Origin of the sequence: Variovorax sucrosi, assembly GCF_051216635.1 — a bacterium.
Lineage (GTDB): Bacteria > Pseudomonadota > Gammaproteobacteria > Burkholderiales > Burkholderiaceae_C > Variovorax.
Genome location: NZ_JBPJZU010000009.1, coordinates 100,107 through 120,085 on the forward strand (window position 1 = coordinate 100,107; position 19,979 = coordinate 120,085).

The 19,979-nt window shown below is 69.9% G+C and carries 18 protein-coding genes; 9 read left to right on the top strand and 9 right to left on the bottom strand.

What is annotated here, in order from left to right:
- Nucleotides 1-29: 29 nt before the first annotated feature.
- On the top strand, nucleotides 30-1,505 hold the full coding sequence (locus ACSFBE_RS18235) for an MFS transporter (protein WP_435491822.1): 1,476 nt from the start codon (nucleotides 30-32) through the stop codon (nucleotides 1,503-1,505).
- A complete protein-coding gene (locus ACSFBE_RS18240; RefSeq protein ID WP_435491823.1) occupies nucleotides 1,502-1,987 on the top strand; it encodes a DUF2165 family protein in 486 nt (161 codons plus the stop codon). Before ACSFBE_RS18235 ends, ACSFBE_RS18240 begins: the two co-directional genes overlap by 4 nt.
- Nucleotides 1,988-2,015: 28 nt before the next feature.
- Here the strand turns inward: ACSFBE_RS18240 and thiL are convergent, their stop codons facing one another.
- The 4 genes from thiL to apaG form a co-directional block, all read right to left on the bottom strand.
- Nucleotides 2,016-2,999, bottom strand: a complete 984-nt coding sequence (thiL, locus tag ACSFBE_RS18245) for a thiamine-phosphate kinase (RefSeq protein ID WP_435491824.1) — start codon at nucleotides 2,997-2,999, stop codon at nucleotides 2,016-2,018.
- The gene (locus tag ACSFBE_RS18250; protein WP_435492003.1) at nucleotides 2,996-4,120 is read right to left on the bottom strand and encodes a YbdK family carboxylate-amine ligase; all 1,125 of its coding nucleotides are present in this window, start codon (nucleotides 4,118-4,120) and stop codon (nucleotides 2,996-2,998) included. The genes thiL and ACSFBE_RS18250 overlap by 4 nt, the downstream gene beginning before the upstream one ends.
- Before the next feature lie 38 nt (nucleotides 4,121-4,158).
- Nucleotides 4,159-5,433: a cation:proton antiporter gene (locus ACSFBE_RS18255; protein WP_435491825.1), complete on the bottom strand. Its 1,275-nt coding sequence runs from the start codon at nucleotides 5,431-5,433 to the stop codon at nucleotides 4,159-4,161.
- Nucleotides 5,434-5,503: 70 nt separating this feature from the next.
- A complete protein-coding gene (apaG, locus tag ACSFBE_RS18260) occupies nucleotides 5,504-5,899 on the bottom strand; it encodes a Co2+/Mg2+ efflux protein ApaG (RefSeq protein WP_435491826.1) in 396 nt (131 codons plus the stop codon).
- Nucleotides 5,900-5,949: 50 nt separating this feature from the next.
- Here apaG and rpe point away from each other — a divergent pair, with 50 nt between their 5' ends.
- The 5 genes from rpe to ligD all read left to right on the top strand — a co-directional run bounded on the left by rpe (nucleotide 5,950) and on the right by ligD (nucleotide 11,709).
- Nucleotides 5,950-6,645 carry a ribulose-phosphate 3-epimerase gene (rpe, locus tag ACSFBE_RS18265; protein WP_435491827.1) on the top strand — a complete coding sequence of 232 codons (696 nt, stop codon included), beginning with the start codon at nucleotides 5,950-5,952 and terminating at the stop codon, nucleotides 6,643-6,645.
- 126 nt (nucleotides 6,646-6,771) lie between these two features.
- Nucleotides 6,772-7,011: a hypothetical protein gene (locus ACSFBE_RS18270; RefSeq protein ID WP_435491828.1), complete on the top strand. Its 240-nt coding sequence runs from the start codon at nucleotides 6,772-6,774 to the stop codon at nucleotides 7,009-7,011.
- Nucleotides 7,012-7,045: 34 nt separating this feature from the next.
- Nucleotides 7,046-8,005 carry a M14 family metallopeptidase gene (locus tag ACSFBE_RS18275; RefSeq protein ID WP_435491829.1) on the top strand — a complete coding sequence of 320 codons (960 nt, stop codon included), beginning with the start codon at nucleotides 7,046-7,048 and terminating at the stop codon, nucleotides 8,003-8,005.
- Between the two features lie 91 nt (nucleotides 8,006-8,096).
- Nucleotides 8,097-9,095: a non-homologous end joining protein Ku gene (gene ku / locus ACSFBE_RS18280; protein WP_435491830.1), complete on the top strand. Its 999-nt coding sequence runs from the start codon at nucleotides 8,097-8,099 to the stop codon at nucleotides 9,093-9,095.
- A gap of 61 nt (nucleotides 9,096-9,156) precedes the next feature.
- Nucleotides 9,157-11,709, top strand: a complete 2,553-nt coding sequence (gene ligD, locus ACSFBE_RS18285; RefSeq protein ID WP_435491831.1) for a DNA ligase D — start codon at nucleotides 9,157-9,159, stop codon at nucleotides 11,707-11,709.
- Nucleotides 11,710-11,732: 23 nt separating this feature from the next.
- Here ligD and ACSFBE_RS18290 read toward each other — a convergent pair whose 3' ends face one another.
- Nucleotides 11,733-12,554, bottom strand: a complete 822-nt coding sequence (locus ACSFBE_RS18290) for a transglutaminase-like domain-containing protein (protein WP_435491832.1) — start codon at nucleotides 12,552-12,554, stop codon at nucleotides 11,733-11,735.
- A gap of 348 nt (nucleotides 12,555-12,902) precedes the next feature.
- On the opposite strand from ACSFBE_RS18290, the gene ACSFBE_RS18295 reads away from it, so the two are divergent.
- Both ACSFBE_RS18295 and katE read left to right on the top strand, forming a co-directional pair.
- A complete protein-coding gene (locus tag ACSFBE_RS18295; RefSeq protein WP_435491833.1) occupies nucleotides 12,903-13,049 on the top strand; it encodes a hypothetical protein in 147 nt (48 codons plus the stop codon).
- Nucleotides 13,050-13,099: 50 nt separating this feature from the next.
- A complete protein-coding gene (gene katE, locus ACSFBE_RS18300) occupies nucleotides 13,100-15,283 on the top strand; it encodes a catalase HPII (RefSeq protein ID WP_435491834.1) in 2,184 nt (727 codons plus the stop codon).
- A gap of 76 nt (nucleotides 15,284-15,359) precedes the next feature.
- Here katE and ACSFBE_RS18305 read toward each other — a convergent pair whose 3' ends face one another.
- The 4 genes from ACSFBE_RS18305 to ACSFBE_RS18320 form a co-directional block, all read right to left on the bottom strand.
- Complete coding sequence (locus tag ACSFBE_RS18305) at nucleotides 15,360-16,469, bottom strand: hypothetical protein (protein WP_435491835.1); 1,110 nt, start codon at nucleotides 16,467-16,469, stop codon at nucleotides 15,360-15,362.
- 131 nt (nucleotides 16,470-16,600) lie between these two features.
- On the bottom strand, nucleotides 16,601-17,305 hold the full coding sequence (locus ACSFBE_RS18310; protein WP_435491836.1) for a glutathione S-transferase N-terminal domain-containing protein: 705 nt from the start codon (nucleotides 17,303-17,305) through the stop codon (nucleotides 16,601-16,603).
- A gap of 77 nt (nucleotides 17,306-17,382) precedes the next feature.
- Complete coding sequence (locus tag ACSFBE_RS18315; protein ID WP_435491837.1) at nucleotides 17,383-17,961, bottom strand: nucleotidyltransferase family protein; 579 nt, start codon at nucleotides 17,959-17,961, stop codon at nucleotides 17,383-17,385.
- Nucleotides 17,962-18,004: 43 nt separating this feature from the next.
- The gene (locus ACSFBE_RS18320) at nucleotides 18,005-19,960 is read right to left on the bottom strand and encodes an ATP-binding protein (RefSeq protein ID WP_435491838.1); all 1,956 of its coding nucleotides are present in this window, start codon (nucleotides 19,958-19,960) and stop codon (nucleotides 18,005-18,007) included.
- Between the last annotated feature and the right edge of the window lie 19 nt (nucleotides 19,961-19,979).

A 19,979-nucleotide genomic window follows, 5' to 3' on the forward strand; every position in this document is an offset into this window, starting at 1 on the left:
TAACGCCGGCGGTGTCCGGTGCCCAACCCATGACTTCGCATGCCTCTGCGGCCGATGCCGCCTCGTCTTCTTCTCCTTTGCCTTCCTCTCATGACACCGCCGCTGGATGGGCCGAACTCTTCACCGGTCGCAACGGCTGGCGTGCGTTGGCGCTGACCGGCGGCGTCGCGCTGCATGCGGTCAACGTGCACATCGTGACCACCGTGCTGCCCTCGGTGGTGCGCGAGATCGGCGGGCTCGACTGGTACGCCTGGAGCACCACGCTGTTCGTGGTCGGCTCGATCGTCGGCGCTGCCCTGTCGGTGCGCCTGCTGGCCGCGCTGGGGCCGCGCGGTGCCTGCCTGGCCGCACTGGCGGTGTTCGCTGCGGGCTCGGTCGGCTGCGCGATGGCATCGACCATGCCCTGGCTGCTGGCCGGCCGCACCGTGCAGGGCCTGGGCGGTGGCATCCTCGCGGCGCTGAGCTACGCGCTCATCAGCCGGGTGTTCGAGCCGCGGCTCTGGCCGCGCGCGGTGGCGCTGGTGTCGGGGATGTGGGGCGTGGCGACCTTGTGCGGCCCCGCGGTGGGCGGCCTGTTCGCCCAGGCCGGCCACTGGCGCTGGGCCTTCTGGGCGCTGCTGCCGCTGGCCGTGCTGCAGGCGCTGCTGGTGAACTGGCGGCTCTCGCCGAGAGCCGGCGTGCCGCATCGGCGGCCCGACACGATGCCGCGCGTGCCCGCGCCGCAGATCGCGCTGCTGACGCTGTCGGTGCTGGCGATCGCCGCGGGCGGGCTGCTGGCATCGCTGACGGCGCAGGCGGTGGCCGTGCTCATCGGGCTGGCGCTGGGATGGCTGGCCAGCCGCTGGGACCGGCGCGCCACGGTGCGCCTGCTGCCCACCGGCGCCTATGCGCTGGGCCGGCCGCTGGGCGCCATCTACGCGGCCATCGCGCTGCTGCTGGTCGGTACCACCACCGAAATCTTTGTGCCCTATTTCCTGCAGCTACTGCAGGGCCACAGCCCGTTGGCCGCGGGCTATCTCACGGCTGCGATGGCAGCGGGCTGGAGCGTGGGTTCGCTGGGGTCGTCGGGGCGTCAGGGCGCGGCGGCCGACCGCCTGCTGCGCCTCGGGCCGGTGCTGTCGGCCCTCGGCCTCGGCGTGCTGGCCTGGGCCGTGCCCACGAGCGGCGCGCTGGCAGCGGGCCCGACGCTGATGGTCATGGCGCTGGCGCTCAGCGCCGTCGGCCTGGGGGTGGGCATCGGCTGGCCGCACCTGTTGACGCGCGTGATGGCGCTCGCACCCGCGGGCGAGGAGGGCATCGCGTCGGCCTCGATCACCACGGTGCAGCTCTACGGCATGGCGGTGGGCGCGGCCATCGCCGGTCTCGTGGCCAATGCGGCGGGGCTGACGATGCCTGGCGGCGTGGCCGGCGCGCAGTCGGCGGCGCTGTGGCTGTTCGCCAGCTTCGCACTGGCACCGCTGGCGGCTGCATGGCTGGCCGGGCGGGCGACGCGGGGTGACGCATGAGCATCGACACCGTCGCACTGTTCGCCGGCACGCAAGCGCTGGGGCTGGCGCTCTGGGCCAGCCTCGCGGTGATCAACAACCTGCAGGACTTCCACGGCGCCGCGGCGGCGGTCGGTCGCACGTTGTCGATGGCCCTGCTGGCCGAGCCACCGGCCATCGACACGCCCTTGCGCCGCCGCGCGATCCGCTCGCCTCTGCTGCACCGGCTCGGCTTGATCGTCGTGGTCTCGCTGGAATTCATCGCGGCGGCCGGCCTCTGGACCGGCTGCGTCGTGTGGGCCATCCACGGCACGCGCGTGCCCGCTATGCCCTGGTTCGATCTCGGCCTGGCGGCGCTGTCGGCTGCGGTGATGGCGATGCTGCTGGGCGGCCTGGCGACCGCCTACTGGATCCGGCAGGAGGCGCTGCAGCAGACGCACTTCCTGTTGTTGCTGTGGATCCTCGCGGCCTTCGGGGTGCTGCACTTCGGCGCGTCGGCTTGACGCTGTCGGACCAGCATCCGACGCCACCTCAGACGAAGTGATCGAACGAGGTGAAGCGCTGTCCCACCGGCACATGCGCCGCATCGACGATGCGCACGCCGGCTTCGGCTTCGATGCGGCCGATGCGCGTTACCGCGGTGGCGCTTGCGCGGCCGGCTTGCATCACGGCGTCGCGGGCCGTGACCGGCGCGGTGAACACGAGTTCGTAGTCGTCGCCGCCCGAAAGCGCGCACAGGCGTTGCATCTCGTCGCCGAGCACGCTGCGATCGAAGCTCGGATGTGTCCGCGCCGCGATGCAGCCGACCGCGGCGTCCGCGTCGACCTCGGCACCGGTACCGCTCGCGCGCAGGATGTGCGACAGGTCGCCCAGCAGGCCGTCGCTCACGTCGGCGGCTGCGCTCGCGATGCCGCGCAGCGCCATGCCCAGCGCCACGCGCGGCGTCGGCGTCTCCATGCGCGAGCGCGCCAGCGCGAACAGGTCTGACGGAAGGTCGAGCGTGCCGCGGAAGACCTCGAGCGCCAGCCGCGCATCGCCCAGTGTTCCGCTGACCCAGAGGTCGTCGCCAGCGCGTGCACCCGAGCGCAGCAGCGCGGCGCCTTGCGGCACTTCGCCGAACACCGTGATGCAGATGTTGAGCGGGCCGCGCGTGGTGTCGCCGCCGACCAGGTCGCAGTCGTGCGCCTCGGCCAGCGCGAACAGGCCGCGCGAGAAGCCTTCGAGCCAGGCTTCGTCGACCGCCGGCAGCGACAGCGCGAGGGTGAAGGCCAGCGGCTTCGCGCCGCAGGCGGCGAGGTCGCTGAGGTTCACCGCCAGCGCCTTGTGGCCGAGGCGGGCCGGGTCCACGGTCGAAAGAAAGTGCCGTCCCTCGACCAGCATGTCGGTCGACACGGCCAGCTGCATGCCCGGCGCCGGCGCCAGCAGCGCGCAGTCGTCGCCGGTGCCCAAGGGCGAGCGCTTGGCGGGCCGCGCGAAGTAGCGCGCGATGAGATCGAATTCGCCGACGGCGCTCATTTGGTCGGGTTCCTGAACCGCAGTGCCGCCTGCCGCACCACCTCGGCCAGCAGGTTCTCCTTGGCCTGCTTCTCGCGCAGCCAGCGCGCATCGTTGCGGCTGGCTTCGACGTCGGTGCGCAGCTGGGCCAACGAGCGGGTGGCGCCGAGTGCCTCGCTGTGCCATTCGAGCTGTGTCATGGTCATCAGGATGTGCTCGCGCAGCGGCATGTGCTCGCCGCTGGCCGGGTCCACATACACCGCGTCCAGGCCGAAGCGGCAGGCCTGGAAGCGGTTGTAGGTGTAGACCAGGTAGTCGTCCTCGGTCGGCGTGAAGGGCTGCTCCTGCAGGAACCAGGCGCCCAGCGACTGCACATAACCGGCCAGCGCGGCGGCGCGCTCGACGGTCAGCGGCGTGTCGAACACGCGGATCTCGATGGTGCCGAACTCGGGCTTGGGCCGGATGTCCCAGTAGAAGTCCTTCATGCTGCGCACGACGCCGGTGCGGGTCATTTTCTCGAAGTACGCTTCGAACTCCTTCCAGCTCAGTGTGAAAGGGGCGCGGCCCGACAGCGGGAAGGCGAACACCGAGTTGAGCCGTGCCGAGTCGAACTGCGTGTCTTGCCCCTGCACATACGGCGACGAGGCCGACAGCGCGATGAAGTGCGGGATGTAGCGCGACATGCGGTGCAGCATCAGCAGGGCGGCGTCGGCATCCGGGCAGCCGATGTGCACATGCTGGCCGAAGATGGTGAACTGCTTGCTGAGGTAGCCGTACAGCTCCGACAGTTCGCGAAAGCGCGGCTTGTCGTAGATGCGGCGCTCGTGCCATTGCTGGAAGGCGTGCGTGCCGCCGCCGACCACCGCGATGTTCAGTTTGTCGGCGTTGCGCACCAGCGCGTCGCGGATCGGCGTGAGCTGGTCGATCACGTCCTGCGCCGAGTGGCAGATGCCGGTCGAGATCTCGATCATGCTCGAGGTCATCTCGGGCACCACGCTGCCGGGCAGCGGCGTCTGCGCCATCAGCCGCAGCATGTCCTCGGCATAGGGCGCGAGGTCATAGTCGTGGGTGTTGACGAGTTGCAGCTCGAGCTCGACGCCGAGCGACAGTGCCTCGGACTTGTTGAAGGGCTCGAGTTGCACCGTGCGGTCGCGCGTCGAGCTCGGCAGGTTGGCGATGCTCATCGCTGCGTATCCCGTTCTTCGTTGCCCCGGAACACCTCGGGCAGCCAGGGTTTGAGGCTTTCACCCGATGCGTGGATGGCGATCGTCGCCAGCACCGCGCCCACCACCTCCATCAGCAGGATGGCCGGCAGCGCGATCTGCGTGATCATGGCGCCGAGCAGCGGCGACGCGGTGGCGAAGTTGGAGGCGATCAAGAGCGCGATCGACGACAGCGGCGACATCGCGCAGCCGACCCAGAAGGCCTGCTTCCAGCTGGCGCCGCTGCCCGGGTTGGCAATGGCCACGCCGGCGATCTTGGCCAGCAGGCGCACGCCGATCACCGCCAGCACCAGGCTGGCCACCGGCATGCTCCAATCGCCCTGCGCCGCGACGATCGACACCAGCACGAACATCAGCATGGTGAGCAGCGAGGCCGCGGTGCCCAGCTGCCGCGACCAGGCCCAGGGCTTCGGGTTGAGCTGCTTGAGCAGGATGCCGCCGATGAGCGCGCCGAGCGGCGCCGAGCCGCCGAAATGCGCCGCCAGCGCGGCGCCCGCGCCGATGATCGCCAGCAGCAGGATCGAGGTGTTCTCGCTGGCCGGACTCATCACCCGCAGCGCCGACCGCAGCGCCAGCGCCATGACGGCGCCGACCACGAAGGACACGCCCAGCACCACCAGCACCGGGTAGAGCTTGTTCATCAGCCCCTCGGGGCCGCGCTCCAGCAGGCCGGCCTGCGCGTAGCCGAGCGCGAGCGCATAGAAGGTGTTGAGCGTGGCCAGCGTCAGCGCGCGTTCGGTCACCGGGCCGGAGGCGCGCGTGTCCATCACCACCCGGCTCAGGACCGCCGGGGAGGCGACGATGGCCATCAGCGCCACCGGGTTGGCCACCGGGTTGGGCACGCCCATCCAGTGCAGCGTCCAGAACACGCCGAAATAGGTCAGCGCCGATTCGAGCAGGCTCTGCAGCAGCACCATCGGGTTGTGGCGGAACCAGCGCAGCGGCAGCCGGCCGCCGGCCTCGAACAGCACGATGGCGACGCCCAGTTCCAGCAGGAAAAGCGGAATGCCCTGCAGCGGCCAGAGTGCCCCCTCGAAGCCGGCCAGGCCGACCAGGGTGCCGACGATGGAATAGCCGACCACCTTGGGCATGCCCATGTAGCGTTGAACGAGGTGGCCCGACGCCGCCGCGGCCGCCAGCAGCAGCGACCACAGCACCGTCGGCAGCCCGGCCGAGGGGCGCACCCACTGGGCCCAGAAGCCAAGCACGTCGGCAGGAAGGAAGGATGTCATCGAGAAGGTTCGGAACGAAACCGGAAAGGGGGGCGAAGAAGCGCGCTTCGCGGCGGACCGGCAGCGCGCGTCAGTGCAGCACGCGCGAGCCCGGTGCGCCCTGGGCGTCCGCCTCGAGCAGGAACAGGGGGATCGGCACGTCGAAGCGCTCGCCTTGTTCGCTCACGAAGAAGTAGCTGCCGTGCATCGTGCCGCTGGCGGCCTGCAATCGACAGCCGCTGGTATAGCGGAACGATTCGCCGGGCGCCAGCAGGGGTTGCTGGCCGATCACGCCCAGCCCCTGCACCTCCTGCGAATGGCCAGACACGTCGTCGATGTGCCAGTGCCGGGCGATGAGCTGGGCCGCGACGTCGCCGGTGTTGGTCACGGTCACGGTGTACGCGAAGGTATAGACCTTGGCCTCCGGGGAGGACTGGTCGGCAAGATAGCGGGGCTCGACGGTGACGCTCATGGCGGGCTGGGACATGCCGGAATGGTAACGGCTTGCCCGCGCGAGGCCCTGCGACAATCAGGGGCATGACGAGCTCCATCTACCGCATCGCCCCCTCGATCCTGTCGGCCGACTTCGCGCGCCTGGGCGCCGAGGTGAGCGACGTGATCGCCGCCGGCGCCGACTGGATCCATTTCGACGTGATGGACAACCATTACGTCCCCAACCTGACCTTCGGCCCGATGGTCTGCCAGTCGCTCAAGCCGCATGCCAAGACCGCCGACGGCACGCCGGTGCCGATCGACGTGCACCTGATGATCCAGCCGGTCGACGCGCTGGCCGCCGCCTTCGCGCAGGCGGGGGCGGACTACATCAGCTTCCACCCCGACGCGTCGCCGCATGTGCACCGCAGCATCCAGGCCATCAAGGCCGCCGGCTGCAAGCCGGGGCTGGTGTTCAACCCGGGCGCCGGGCTGGAGGCCCTCGATTGGGCGATCGACGACATCGACCTGATCCTCATCATGAGCGTCAACCCGGGTTTCGGTGGCCAGAGCTTCATCGATTCGGCGCTGCGCAAGATCGAGCTGGCGCGCAAGCGCATCGAGCAGAGCGGTCGCGACATCCGGCTCGAAGTCGACGGCGGCATCAAGGCCGACAACATCGCGCGGGTGGCGTCGGCCGGTGCCGACACCTTCGTGGCCGGCAGTGCGATCTTCAATGCCAAGGACTACGGCGGCGTGGTGTCGGCGATGCGCGCCAACCTGGCCACGGCCGGCCGCTGATTCCACCGGGCCCGCCGGGGCCTCAGCGTTTGACCTGGTCGTTGTAGACGCGGTCGGTTTCCTCGCCGCGGCTGGTGTCGACCACGCCGCGCTCGACGTCGTCGTGGGCCCGCTGGCCGATGGCCGATGGCCGACGCGCTGCCGTCCTGGTTCTGCTGGCTGTCCGAGGATTCGTCGCGTTCGTGCGGCAGGCGCGGCGACGACTCGCCATTCTGTGCAGTGCGGGTGTTGCCGTCACCCTTCGGGTCCGGCGTGGCCGGGCTGCGCGGTGGGCGCTGGTCGGTGCTGTCGTTCGCTTTGGGTGTGGCCATGGCGGTGCTCCTCATGATCTCCGTTTCTGCCATGGACTGCGGATCGGCCCGGTAGGACCGCCGGGCCGGCCGCTGTAGGATCGTCGGCGATGGCCGATTCCTCTCTCCACGACACCCTGCGCATCCACAGCTTCGCATCGACCGACCCCGGCCCGCGGCTCATCGTGCTGGGTGGTGTGCACGGCAACGAGACCTGCGGCACAGCGGGCATCGAACGGGTGCTCGCCGAACTCGACGGCGGCACGCTCGCGTTGCGCCGCGGCCAACTCACGATGGTGCCGGTGGCCAATCCGCTGGCCCGCCGGCTGATGCAGCGCGAGGGCGAGCGCAACCTGAACCGGTCGTTCCGGCCGAGCGGCGCACCGGCCGACTACGAGGCCCGGGTCACCAACCTGCTGTGCCCGCTGCTCGACCGCCACGACGTGCTGCTCGACCTGCACTCGTTCCAGAGCGCGGGCGAGGCCTTCGCGATGATCGGCCCGCGCGACAACGACGGCACGCTCGAGCCCTTCGCACGTGCCACCGAAGAAGGCCGGCTGGCGTTGCACCTCGGCACGCCGCGCGTGGTCGAAGGCTGGCTCGACATCTATGCCGCCGGCCTGGCGCAGCGCGCGGGCGGCGCGCCGGCGGACGATGCGGCGCTCGCCTTCGGCTGGGGCACCAACGAGTACATGCGCAGCCGCGGCGGCTACGGCGTCACGCTCGAATGCGGTCAGCACCAGGACCCCGCCGCGCCGGACGTCGCGCATGCGGCCATCCATTCGGCCCTGCGCCTGCTGGGCCTGGTCGACGCGCCGCCGCCCGCGCCGCCGCAGCAGCCTGCACTGCTGCGCCTGGTGAGCGTCACCGACCGGGCGCACGAGGACGATCAGTTCGTGCGCGAATGGGCCACCTTCGACGCCGTCGCGTGCGGCGAGCCGATCGGCGTGCGTGCGGACGGCAGCGTGCTCGGCGCCGAGCGCGACGGCTTCATCATCTTCCCGAACACCGAGGCGCAGCCGGGCGCCGAGTGGTTCTATTTCGCAGTGGCGAGCGAGCGCAGGCTGTAGCGCGATCAGCCACTCCCCACGAGGCGGGAAGTGGCGCTCCTACAGCGTGGTGGCACGCGCGGACCTAGGGTGGCGGTCTGGAGGGTTTCGCATGCCTGCTGCCAAGACATCTACACCGCGCGTCCTGTGGAAGGGCGCCATCAGCTTCGGGCTGGTCCACATCCCGGTCGCGCTGTACTCGGCCACCACCGACCACAGCATCGACTTCGACTGGCTCGACAAGCGCACCATGGACCCGGTGGGCTACAAGCGCATCAACAAGAAGACCGGCAAGGAAATCGCGCGCGAGCAGATCGTCAAGGGCATCGCCTACGAGGACGGCCAGTACGTCGTTCTCACCGATGCCGAAATCGCGGCGGCCTACCCGAAGACCACCCAGACGGTCGAGATCGAGACCTTCGTTCCGGCCGACGCGATTCCTTTCGTGTACCTGGAGCGGCCCTACTACGTGGCACCCATCAACAAGGGCGCCAAGGTGTATGCGCTGCTACGCGAGACGCTGCAGCGTACCGGCCGCGTGGGCGTGGCGCGGGTCGTGATCCAGACCAAGCAGCACCTGGCCGTGCTGGTGCCGACCGGCCCGGGGCTGGTGCTGAACCTGCTGCGCTGGGGTGCCGACATCCGCCCCTGGAAAGACCTGCCGTTGCCGGCCGAGGGTGCCAAGGCCGCGGGCCTGTCGGAGCGCGAACTCAAGATGGCCGGTGAACTGGTCGAGGACATGAGTTCGGATTGGAACCCCGACGAATTCAAGGACTCGTTCAAGGACGAAATCATGCGGCTGGTCGACCGCAAGGTGGCCGCGGGCGAGACCGAGGCCGTGACGCCGCTGGAGCCGTCCGAGGACGGCGGCAGCGGCGCGAAGATCCTGGACCTGACCGAGCTGCTGCAACGCAGCCTGCGCAAGGGGGGCGGCGGCAAGCCGGCGGGCAAGCCAGCGGCCGACTCGGACGATGAGGGCGAGGAAGACGCCGCATCGGCCAAATCCGGCAAGGCCCGAAGCGCCAGCAAGCCGGCCGCCAAGGCCCGCAAGACACCGGCGCGCAAGAGCACGGCGGCCGCGAAGACACCGGCGCGCCGCCGCGCTGCCTGACCCGCCTCGAACCCCCGAAGCGCCCCGAAGCCCCCCGAAGACCCCCTCGAAGAGGCCGCACATGGGCGCCCGCGACGCATTGCTCCCCTACCACCGCAAGCGCGATTTCGGCAAGACGCCGGAGCCACGCACCGGCGGCGCGGCCGGCAAGGGCCGGCTGTCGTTCGTGATCCAGAAACACCATGCGAGCCGGTTGCACTACGACTTCCGACTCGAGCTCGACGGCACGCTCAAGAGCTGGGCGGTGCCCAAGGGCCCCTGCCTGGATCCGCACGTCAAGCGCATGGCGGTGCATGTCGAGGACCATCCGATCGCCTATGGCGGCTTCGAGGGCACCATCCCGCCCGGCCAGTACGGTGCCGGCACGGTGATCGTCTGGGACCGGGGCGACTGGCTGCCCGAGGGCAACGCCCGGCAGGCGCTGGCGGCGGGCAAGCTCAAGTTCGAGTTGCGCGGCGAAAAGCTCCGCGGCCACTGGACCCTGGTTCGCATGCGCGGCAAGGACGACGAAAAGCAGGAGAGCTGGCTGCTGATCAAGGAGAACGATGCCCAGGCGCGGCCGCTCGATGACTACGACGTGACCGAAGCGCTGCCCGACAGCGTGCTGACGGCCGTCAAGACGCCCCCCAGGCGCACCACCAAGCTCGCCCAGAAGAACGCAGCCGCTGCGGTGCCCTTGCCCGCCCTGCTGTCACCGCAGCTCGCCACGCTCGCGACTGCACCACCCCCGGAGCCCGGCGACTGGCTGTGGGAGCTGAAGTTCGACGGCTACCGCCTGCTCACCCGCATCGAGGACGGCGAGGTGCGTTGCTTCACCCGCAATGGCCATGACTGGACCGGCAAGCTGCCGGAGCTGGTGCGCGCACTCGGTCGGCTCGGGCTTCGCTCGGCCTGGCTCGATGGGGAGATCATCGTGCAGGGGGAGGGCGATGCACCGGACTTCCAGGCGCTGCAGAACGCCTTCGACCGTCGGTCGACCGCCTCGATCGTCTACTGGATCTTCGACCTGCTCTTCGTCGATGGCGAAGACCTGCGCGAGCAGGCGGTCGAGCTGCGCCGCGACCGCCTGGCCACCCTGATCGGCGAGGACCTGGCGCCGCAGCTGCGCTTCAGCGAGGCCTTCGACGCGCCTCCGCGCGACCTGCTCGCATCGGTCAGCGCGCTGGGCTTCGAGGGGCTGATCGGCAAGCGCAAGGGGTCGATCTACGTCTCGCGCCGTTCGTCCGACTGGATCAAGCTCAAAAGCCTGCAGCGGCAGGAGTTCGTCATCGGTGGCTACACCGCGCCCAAGGGTTCGCGTGCCGGCTTCGGCGCACTGCTGCTCGGCGTGTACGACGCCCGGGGGGTGCTGCAGTACTGCGGCAACGTCGGGACCGGCTTCGACGCCAGCCGGCTGGAAGACATCAAGTCGCGGCTGGACGCCGTGGCGGCCGATCGGTCGCCCTTCGGCAGCGGCGATGCGGGCGTGCCGCGCTCGGTCAAGGCGCAGTGGGTCCGGCCCGAACTGGTGGCCGAGGTGAGCTTCGGCGAATGGACGCGCGAGCACCGTGTGCGCCACAGCGTGTTCCAGGGCCTGCGCAGCGACAAGCCGGCGCGCCAGGTGACGCGCGAGAAGGCGGTGCCCGTGACCGGTGCATCGTCCCCCGCCACCGCGCCGTCCAACCCCTCCAAGGACACTGCCATGCCTGCTGCCGCAAAGACCAAGCCCACACCCGCCGGCAAGACCGCCGGCGTGCGCATCACCCATGCAGACCGGGTGATCGACCCCGAGAGCGGCGCCACCAAGGGCGAGCTCGCCGCCTACTACCAGGCGGCCTCGGCCGTGATGCTGCCGCATCTCAAGGGCCGCCCGGTGTCGCTGGTGCGGGCGCCCGAGGGTATTGGCGGCGAGTTGTTCTTCCAGAAGCATGCGAAGGACTCGGACATGCCCGGCATCACCCTGCTGGACGCGTCGCTGGATCGCGATCACGACCCGCTGCTGCAGCTCGACCGCATCGAAGGCCTGATGTCTGCCGCGCAGATGAACGTGGTCGAGTTCCACAGCTGGAACGCGACCTCGAGCGCCATCGACCGGCCCGACCGCATGACCTTCGATCTCGACCCGGGTGAAGGCGTCGAGTGGGGGCAGATGCAGGAGGCGGCCCTGCTGATGCGCACGCTGCTCGACGAACTCGGCCTGGTCGGCTTCCTGAAGACCAGCGGCGGCAAGGGCCTGCATGTGCTGGTGCCGATCCGGCGCCACTTCGGCTGGGATGCCGTCAAGGGCTTTTCGCAGGCGGTGGTGCAGCACATGGCGCAGACCATCCCGGACCGCTTCGTCGCCAAGAGCGGGCCGCGCAATCGCGTCGGCAAGATCTTCGTCGACTACCTGCGCAACGGCTTCGGTGCCACCACGGTGAGCGCCTGGTCGGTGCGGGCGCGGCCCGGGCTGGGCGTGTCGGTGCCGGTGCGCTGGGACGAGCTGCCGCAATTGAGTTCGGGCGCGCACTGGACGCTGCGCACGGCGCCCGAGCGCTTCGCCGTCGGCAATGCGCCCTGGACCGACTGGGAGCGCGGCCGCAAGGGCCTGGCCCTGCCGATGAAGGTGCTCGGCTACCAGGCGGGCGAGCGCTGACCCCTTCCAGGGGGCGCCGGTGCTCAGGGCTGGATGAGCTCCTGGGTCACCACCTCGAAGTGGTTCAGGGTGTTGACACCGAACACCATGGTGATCGGCACGTCCGCCGCATCGCGGCCGCGCGCGATCACGATTCGGCCGATGCGCGGCGTGTTGTGGCGCGCATCGAAGGTGTGCCAGCGGTCGCCGAGGTACACCTCGAACCAGGCGCTGAAATCCATCGGATAGGGCACCGGCGGAATGCCGATGTCGCCCAGGTAGCCGGTGACGTAGCGTGCCGGAATGTTCATGCAGCGGCACAGCGCCACGGCCAGATGGGTGAAGTCGCGGCACACGCCGACCCGCTCGCGGAAGCCCTCCAGCGCGGTGCGCGTGGCGCGCGCCTGCTGGTAGTCGAAGCGCAGGTGGTTGTGCACGAAGTCGCAGATGGCCTGCACCCGGTGCCAGCCCGGCGTGACGTTGCCGAACTGCGACCAGGCGAAGGCCAGCAGTTCGCTGTCGACCTCGCAGTAGCGGCTGGGCAGCAGGAAGGGCAGGGTGTGCACCGGCAGGTCGGCCGGCGCATGCTCGATGGCGCCGTAGTCGACCGAGTCGTGCCAGCCGGTGTCGTAGACGACCGCGTGGTTGCGCAAGCGCACGCTGCTCACGCCCTGGGGTACATGGACCCTGGCGCAGAAATTGTGGAAGGCGTCCTGGTAGTGGTCGGTCTGCAGCGGCGGGCTGATGCTGATGTTCTCACCGTCGGCAATGTCGCCGCTGCGGGAGGGGTGGACGCGAAGCATGTAGATGAGCGCGGTGGGCGCCGTGACGCCGATTTCGATGTCATAGCCGATCTGAATGAGCATGGCGTCGCTTCGCAAGAATGAGAGGTGAGGGGGTAAAGCATGTTCAGTGCCCGGCGCCGGACAGTGATGCATCGTAGACGGAGCGCCGCACCCCCCTGCGCAGCAGCGCGCCGCGAACCGGCGTAGGCCGAGGGCGACGCGTCGGTCCTCTCCTACCGGAATCGGCTCGTCGATCCCACAGACCCGAGCGCGCGGCCACTACGGGTGAATGGCGCAGCCTCCCCTAATCTGACCGGTCACCGTTGCCGAGACCCCGGCCCCACCGGTCCGGCCCCATGACCGCCTCGCACCGTGCGGGCAGCCGCACTGGCCTTTCTTCAACCGCGCTTCATCTACCCGAGGTCACCAATGGATCTTTCCAGCCTGGTCAACGTGCTGAACAGCCCCGCGATGGACGAAGTTCTGGTCTGGACGGTGGCTGCCATTGCCGGCACCGTGGGAGTCGTGGCCCTGGTGAACGCCCTCGACATGTTCCTCGACGTCGAGACGCACTGAACTTTCCCCGGCGCCTGCGCGGCGCCTTCATCGACCCCCAAGGATCAGGAATGACCCCACGAAACAGGGCAGCGTCCGGACGCCGCCCGAAGGCCAGCGACGGCCCCAACAGCAAGCAACAGCAGCTGGCGGGCTTCACCCAGGAGGGTGTGCCGCAGCTGACGACGAACCAGGGGCTGCACATCCCCGACAACCACAATTCGCTCAAGGCCGGCGTGCGCGGGCCCACGCTGCTCGAAGACTTCATCCTGCGCGAGAAGATCACCCATTTCGATCACGAGCGCATTCCCGAGCGTGCAGTACACGCCCGCGGTGCCGCGGCACACGGCTACTTCCAGGTCTACAAGTCGATGTCGCAGTTCACCTGCGCCGACTTCCTGCAGGACCCGTCGCAGAAGACGCCCGTCTTCGTGCGCTTCTCGACCGTGGCCGGCTCACGCGGCTCGGCCGACACGGTGCGCGACGTGCGCGGCTTCGCGGTCAAGTTCTATACCCAGCAGGGCAACTACGACCTGGTGGGCAACAACATCCCGGTCTTCTTCATCCAGGATGCGATGAAGTTTCCCGACCTCGTTCATGCGCTCAAGCCCGAGCCGCACCACGAGATCCCGCAGGCGTCCAGCGCGCACGACACCTTCTGGGATTTCGTCTCGCTGATGCCCGAGAGCACCCACATGCTGATGTGGGCGATGAGCGACCGCGCCATTCCGCGCAGCTACCGGATGATGGAAGGCTTCGGCGTTCACACCTTCCGCTTCATCAATGCGCGCGGCGAGTCGCATTTCGTGAAATTCCACTGGAAGCCCAAGCTCGGCATCCATGGCCTGGCGTGGGACGAGGCGCAGAAGATCGCCGGCAAGGATGCCGACTTCCACCGCCGCGACCTCTGGGAGGCGATCGAGAACGGCGACTTCCCTGAATGGGAGCTCGGCGTGCAGATGATCCCGCAGGACAAGGAGCATTCGCTCGGCTTCGACTTGCTCGACCCGACCAAGCTGATCCCCGAAGAACTGGTGCCGGTGCAACGCATCGGCAAGCTGGTGCTCGACCGCAACCCGGACAACTTCTTCGCCGAGACCGAACAGGTCGCCTTCCACCCGGGCCATGTGGTGCCCGGCATCGACTTCAGCAACGACCCGCTATTGCAGGGCCGGCTGTTCTCGTACACCGACACGCAGATCTCGCGCCTGGGCGGCGCCAACTTCCACGAGCTGCCGATCAACAAGGGCGTGTGCCCGTTCCACAACTTCCAGCGTGACGGCATGCACCGCCAGACGATCGCGCGCGGCCAGGTGGCCTACGAGCCGAACACGCTGGCCAACGGCACCGAGTTCCGCATCGACGGCGAGAGCGGTGGCTTCCAGTCCTTTCCCGAAGAGATCGAGCCGCCGAAGATCCGCCGCCGCAGCGCGTCCTTCGACGACCACTTCACGCAGGCGCGCCTGTTCTTCAACAGCCAGAGCACGGCCGAGAAGGAGCACATCGTTGCGGCCTTCCGTTTCGAGCTCTCGAAGCTGGACGTGCCGGCCATCCGCCAGCGCATGGTGGACAACCTGGCGCATGTGGACGAGAAGCTGGCGCGGCGCGTGGCCGAGCCGCTGGGCATCGCCGCCCCCGACGCCCGTGCCGCGGCCGGCCGGCCGGGCTTTCGCGATCACCGCATCTCGCTGCCGATCGAGGAGTCGCCGGCGTTGCGCATGGTCGATTCGGGCGACGGCTCGATCAAGACCCGCAAGGTCGCGATCCTGGTGGCCGACGGCGTCGACTCGGCGTCGCTCAAGCCGATCCGCGAGGCGCTGGAAGCCGCCGGTGCCCAGTGCAAGGTGGTCGGGCCACGCCTGGGTACGGTGGCCAGCGCCTCGAAGCGCCAGATCGATGTCGACGCCACCTTCGCGACCATGCCGTCGGTGATGTTCGACGCAGTGCTCATTCCGGCCGGCAAGGACGGCGTCGCGGCGCTGCGCCAGAACGGCGAGGCGGTGCACTTCGCGCTCGAGGCCTTCAAGCACTGCAAGGCGATCTGCGCGGTCGGCGAAGGTGTCGAGCTGCTGTCGCTGGTGGGGGTGGGGCGCGGCGAAGCGGCCGCGGCGCCGGCCGGCGTGGTGGTGGCGGAAACGCCCGTCACCAACCTGGGCGACAGCACGGCGGCGACCGAGATCGCCAATGCCTTCATCGGCGCGATCGCCAAGCACCGCCACTGGGACCGCGCGAACATCGACGCCGTGCCGGCGTGAGGCGGCACATGCCCGGCTTCAGGCCGGGCAGGTGGCGCGGCCGCGGCCTGTCAGCCGCCGCGCCGCCTACGAAAGGTCAGGAACGCGTCCGGAAGTCGAAGGTCTGCCGGAAGGCGGCACCGTTGGCCGCGCCTTCGAGCTCGACCGTGTAGCGCGCGCCAGGTGCGAGCTTGTTCTTCGGCACCATGAAGAACTCGTGGCCGCGCCGGGGCACCGCGTCGGTGCGCACCGGTTGCGCCGCACCGCTGCTGTCCTTGAGCGCAAAGGCCGTGACCCGCAAGTCCGCGCCTTCGTCGGCACGCAGGTAGATTGGCGGGCCGAATTGCACCGTGCGGTCGGTGACCTCCGGGAAGGGGTTGGGCTCCTCGGTCGCCGGCGCAAAGGCGTAGTCGATATCGACGCTTCCTGCGCAAGGGTAGCTGGCGACCTTTCCGGCGCCGAGCAGTTGCGCGCGCTCCTGCTGGCCGAGCAGCACGCCGAGCCGGTGGTTGACGACCAGCGTCTCCCGCCCGTCCGCTGTCGTGGTCGTGGATGCGCTCACCGCCGCCAGCCCGCCGACGCGGGCACTGCTCATGGCGCCGCTCAGATGGGCCACCGAGTTCAGCAGCGAGCGCATGTCGCGCGCCCCGCGCTGCGCGGCCGTGGGCTGGGCGATCGCGCCGGTCGACACATAGGTCTCGATCGAGGCGGTCAACAGTTCCGTCACATGCGCGCCGTAGCTGGCGTACAGCGCGCGGTCGCTGGCCATCCGGCCGGTGAAGTGGGGGTTGTTGACGTTCGCTTCCTCGTGGCCGATCGCGAACGTGCCATCACGGCTTTCGGCCAGCAGGTACTGACCGTGGGTGCGCGAGGCGGCATCCAGCCGGGTGTTCTGTTCGAGGTTGCCGAAGCCGCATTGCGTGCGGGCCTGCTGCAGCAGCGTCCATGCTGCCCGGTCGCCGGATGCGGCGGCATACGCCGAGGCCGGCAGTTCGTCGGCGGCGTCGACCGCGGTCTGGTTCGGGGCCTGGGACGTCGATGCGGAACCGGTCGCGCTGCTGGTCGCGCCAGAGCCACCGTCACCCCCTCCGCCGCCGCAGGCGGCGAGTCCGAGGGTCGCACCGATCAGCAGTGCGCAAAGCAGGGGAGGCGGGGTCGCGATGCCGACCGAGGTGGGAGAAAAGCGGGGACGGCGGGGCAGGCGCATGAGGAGAGAAGGACCGCAAACAATAGTAGTAGCGTAGCGTGCCTCTCACCCCTTTGCCCCTCCCGCGGCGCTTGGCCCGTCGCGTTGTCAGTCGAGGCCTACAAGGCCTGTCCGCGCCTGCGTACGGTGGGTCAGTCGCGCGGCGGAATCTGCAGCCCGCGCGCCACCGCAGGCCGGGCCACGAAGGCGGCGAGCACGCGCGCCACGTTCGGGAAATCGTCGAAAGCGACCAGCTCGCGTGCCTCGTAGAAGCCGATCAGGTTGCGCACCCACGGGAAGATCGCGATGTCGGCAATGGAGTAGTCCGTGCCCAGCATCCAGTCGCGCCCGTGCAGTTGCTTCTCCAGCACGCCCAGCAGGCGCTTCGACTCCGCCACATAACGGTCGCGCGGCCGCTTGTCCTCGTAGTCCTTGCCGGCGAACTTGTGGAAGAAGCCGAGCTGGCCGAACATCGGCCCGATGCCGCCCATCTGGAACATCACCCACTGCAGGCATTCGTAGCGGCCGGCCGCATCGGCCGGGATGAAGCGGCCGGTCTTTTCGGCCAGGTACACCAGGATGGCGCCGGATTCGAACAGCGCCAGCGGCCGGCCGCCGGGTCCCTGCGGGTCGAGGATGGCCGGGATCTTGTTGTTCGGGTTGAGCGACAGGAAGGCCGGCGACATCTGGTCTTGCGTCTCGAAGCTCACCAGGTGCGGCTCGTAGGGCAGACCCAATTCCTCCAGCAGGATCGACACCTTCACGCCGTTGGGCGTCGGCAGGGAATAGAGCTGCAGGCGGTCCGGGTGCTGGGCCGGCCATTTCTGGGTGATCGGAAAGGCGGAGAGGTCGGTCATGAATGTCCTTGGAAAAATCGGGCCGCGGCGTCGAATGCGACGCGCCGGTCGGAACGGTGAATTCTGCCGCCCGCCTTTCAGGCAGGTGGCTCATCGGGCGCGATGACCTTGAGCCACGGCCAGCGCGCCTGATAGCTCGCGGCCTTGGTGCGGAACAGGTCCGGCAGCGCGTGGCGTGGGTTGATGCGCAGCAGCCCGGCGCCGAGGTCGTCCAGGCTGTCCGGCGCATAGAGCGCGCTGTCGGCGACCTCGATGCCCACGCAGGTGCAGGCGACCAGGTAGCGATCGATCCCGTCGCGCGCCGAGCGCAGTCCCGGATAGGGCGCGCCGAAGCGCTGCGCGTACCAGAGGTGCACGCGCGCCTGGTTCCTCGGTTCCACCGTGATGCCCAGGTCGGCCGTCGCTGCCTGCACGCGCCGGATCGCGGCGTCTTCCGCGTCCCATGACAGGTCGCGGTCGTCGAAGTAGAAGACGTCGTAGTCCTGGATGTTTTCTTCGGGCGGCCGGCCGGCGTGTGCGTTCCACAGCGTCTGGAACAGGCAGCCGGCCGTCAGGTGGCATTGGGGCAGTCCGAGCGTGCGCAGTCTGGCCAGCAATTCGACGTTGACCGGGTTGCGCCGGATCGTCTTCAGGAAATCGGCGGGCGTGAGCGACATGGGTGCGCAGTGTGCCTGCACCCATCCCCACGGCGGGCCGACCCTAGCCCGGCCGCCGCCGTGTCGACAGCAGCGCGCGCAGCTTGGCCGGCGCGACCGGCTTGGTCAGCAGCGTCACGCCGCCCTGGCGGATGCGCTGCAGCACCTCGGGCCCGGTGGCGCCCGAGACCAGCACCGCCAGCGCATCGGGCTGCAGCTGCCGGCTGGCGTCGATGATGGTCATGCCGTCCTCGTCGTTGGCGAGTTGCAGGTCGCACAGCACCGCGTCGTAGGCGACGCCGGGCGCCTCGAGGCAGGCGATCGCGGCGGCCACCGAGTCGGCGGTGTCGACAGGGCAGCCCCACTGCGCCAGCAGCGCGCGGCTGCCGTCGAGGATGACCGGGTCGTCGTCGACCACCAGGCAGCGCAGGCCGGCCATGGGCGCCGGCGCAGGGGGCGCGGGCGCCGGCGGCGGCACGTCGGCCAGCGCGACCTCGGGCAGCACCAGCGCGAAGGTGCTCCCGGCCTGCAGCGCCGAACGCAGCGTGATGCGCGTGCCCAGCAGCGCGGCGATGCGTGCGCAGATCGCCAGGCCCAGACCGAAGCCCTGGCGCCGGTCGCGCTCGGTGTTCGCCACCTGATAGAACTCTTCGAAGATGCGCGCCTGGTGGATGGGCGCGATGCCCACGCCGTTGTCGCGCACTTCGATGCGCACGCCGCCGCGCCGGCGCCGCGCCGTCACCAGCACGGTGCCGCCCGGCGGTGCATGGCGGATGGCATTGCTCACCAGGTTGCCGACGATGCGCTGCAGCAGCGCGGCGTCGCTGCGCACCGCCAGCCCGCGGTCGTCCCACAGCAGCCGCACCTGGGCGCCGGCCGCCGCGGCCGCGTGCTGCGCGGCGAGCGGGTCGAACAGCGCGGCCAGCGACAGGGCAGTGATGGCCGGCGTCAGCACCTTCGCGTCGAGCCGGGAAATCTCCAGCAGGTCGTCCAGCAGCACGCCCATGAAGGCGGTGCCTTCCTGCAACCGCAGCACGGCCGGGCGCTGCGCATCGTTCGCGCCGGGCAGCAGGCCGTCGATGAACAGGCCCATCGCATGCAGCGGCTGGCGCAGGTCGTGGCTGGCGGCGGCCAGGAAACGGGCGCGCGAGAGCGCCGCCTGCTCGGCCTCGGCCATGCGCTGCAGCGCCACCGCCGTCGCCTCGCGCACGCGCGCTTCGCTGATCTGCTGGTGGTGCTGCAGCCGCTCGGCCAGGTGATCGATGTCGGCGGCCAGCGCGGCGAGTTCATGGCCGCCCGACGCGGGCGCGCGGCCCTCGGCCTCGCCGACCACCTCGCAGCGGGCGTCGAACTGGCCGGCCTGCAGCGCCGCGACCGTGCGCGAGATGCGGCGCAGCGGCTGCGCCACCGTGCGGGCCATGTGGCGCACCGCGGCCCAGGCGGCGAACAGGGCGAGCAGTGCGATGCCGACGCCGGCCATCAGCGAGCGCATGCGCTCGCGCGCATGGGCGGTCGAGGCGCGGAAGGCCTGCACCAGGCCGATGGGCGTGGTGCCGGCGGTCGAACCCGCCGGCGCGAAGGCGCTGGCGCGCGAGGCTTCGCGCAGCGTGACCGGGGCGGTGAAGACGCGCAGCAGGGCGCCGTTGGGGTCCGGCGTGGCCGGCGGGCCGGCCGTGACGTACACGCCAGCGCTGTTGCTGATCTCGACGCGCGCCACCTGGCCGCCGCGCAGGGCGGCGTTGGCCACGTTCTGCAGCGCCGGCAGGTCGCCGGCGTACAGGCTCAGGTCGGACATTGCCGCCACCTGGCGGGCCACCGCCTCGCCTTCGGCGTCGAACACCGCGTCGAGCATGGCGAGCCGGCCGTGGGTGAACCAGGCGGTGAGCGCCACCGCCAGCACGGCGCAGGGGCCGATGCCCAGACGCAGCAGGTCGCGCCGCAGGCTGCCGCGGACCTGCACCGGTGGCACGGCGTCGGGCAGCGATGCCCGCTCGGAAGGGCCGTCGACGATGTTGCGCAACGGTAGGCGGGCCGGTGGC

Coding starts and splice junctions, on each gene's coding strand:
- ACSFBE_RS18235 (WP_435491822.1), top strand. CDS start 30: ATGACTTCGCATGCCTCTGCGGCCGATGCCGCCTCGTCTTCTTCTCCT.
- ACSFBE_RS18240 (WP_435491823.1), top strand. CDS start 1,502: ATGAGCATCGACACCGTCGCACTGTTCGCCGGCACGCAAGCGCTGGGG.
- thiL (WP_435491824.1), bottom strand. CDS start 2,999: ATGAGCGCCGTCGGCGAATTCGATCTCATCGCGCGCTACTTCGCGCGG.
- ACSFBE_RS18255 (WP_435491825.1), bottom strand. CDS start 5,433: ATGACATCCTTCCTTCCTGCCGACGTGCTTGGCTTCTGGGCCCAGTGG.
- apaG (WP_435491826.1), bottom strand. CDS start 5,899: ATGTCCCAGCCCGCCATGAGCGTCACCGTCGAGCCCCGCTATCTTGCC.
- rpe (WP_435491827.1), top strand. CDS start 5,950: ATGACGAGCTCCATCTACCGCATCGCCCCCTCGATCCTGTCGGCCGAC.
- ACSFBE_RS18270 (WP_435491828.1), top strand. CDS start 6,772: ATGGCCGACGCGCTGCCGTCCTGGTTCTGCTGGCTGTCCGAGGATTCG.
- ACSFBE_RS18275 (WP_435491829.1), top strand. CDS start 7,046: ATGGCCGATTCCTCTCTCCACGACACCCTGCGCATCCACAGCTTCGCA.
- ku (WP_435491830.1), top strand. CDS start 8,097: ATGCCTGCTGCCAAGACATCTACACCGCGCGTCCTGTGGAAGGGCGCC.
- ligD (WP_435491831.1), top strand. CDS start 9,157: ATGGGCGCCCGCGACGCATTGCTCCCCTACCACCGCAAGCGCGATTTC.
- ACSFBE_RS18290 (WP_435491832.1), bottom strand. CDS start 12,554: ATGCTCATTCAGATCGGCTATGACATCGAAATCGGCGTCACGGCGCCC.
- ACSFBE_RS18295 (WP_435491833.1), top strand. CDS start 12,903: ATGGATCTTTCCAGCCTGGTCAACGTGCTGAACAGCCCCGCGATGGAC.
- katE (WP_435491834.1), top strand. CDS start 13,100: ATGACCCCACGAAACAGGGCAGCGTCCGGACGCCGCCCGAAGGCCAGC.
- ACSFBE_RS18305 (WP_435491835.1), bottom strand. CDS start 16,469: ATGCGCCTGCCCCGCCGTCCCCGCTTTTCTCCCACCTCGGTCGGCATC.
- ACSFBE_RS18310 (WP_435491836.1), bottom strand. CDS start 17,305: ATGACCGACCTCTCCGCCTTTCCGATCACCCAGAAATGGCCGGCCCAG.
- ACSFBE_RS18315 (WP_435491837.1), bottom strand. CDS start 17,961: ATGTCGCTCACGCCCGCCGATTTCCTGAAGACGATCCGGCGCAACCCG.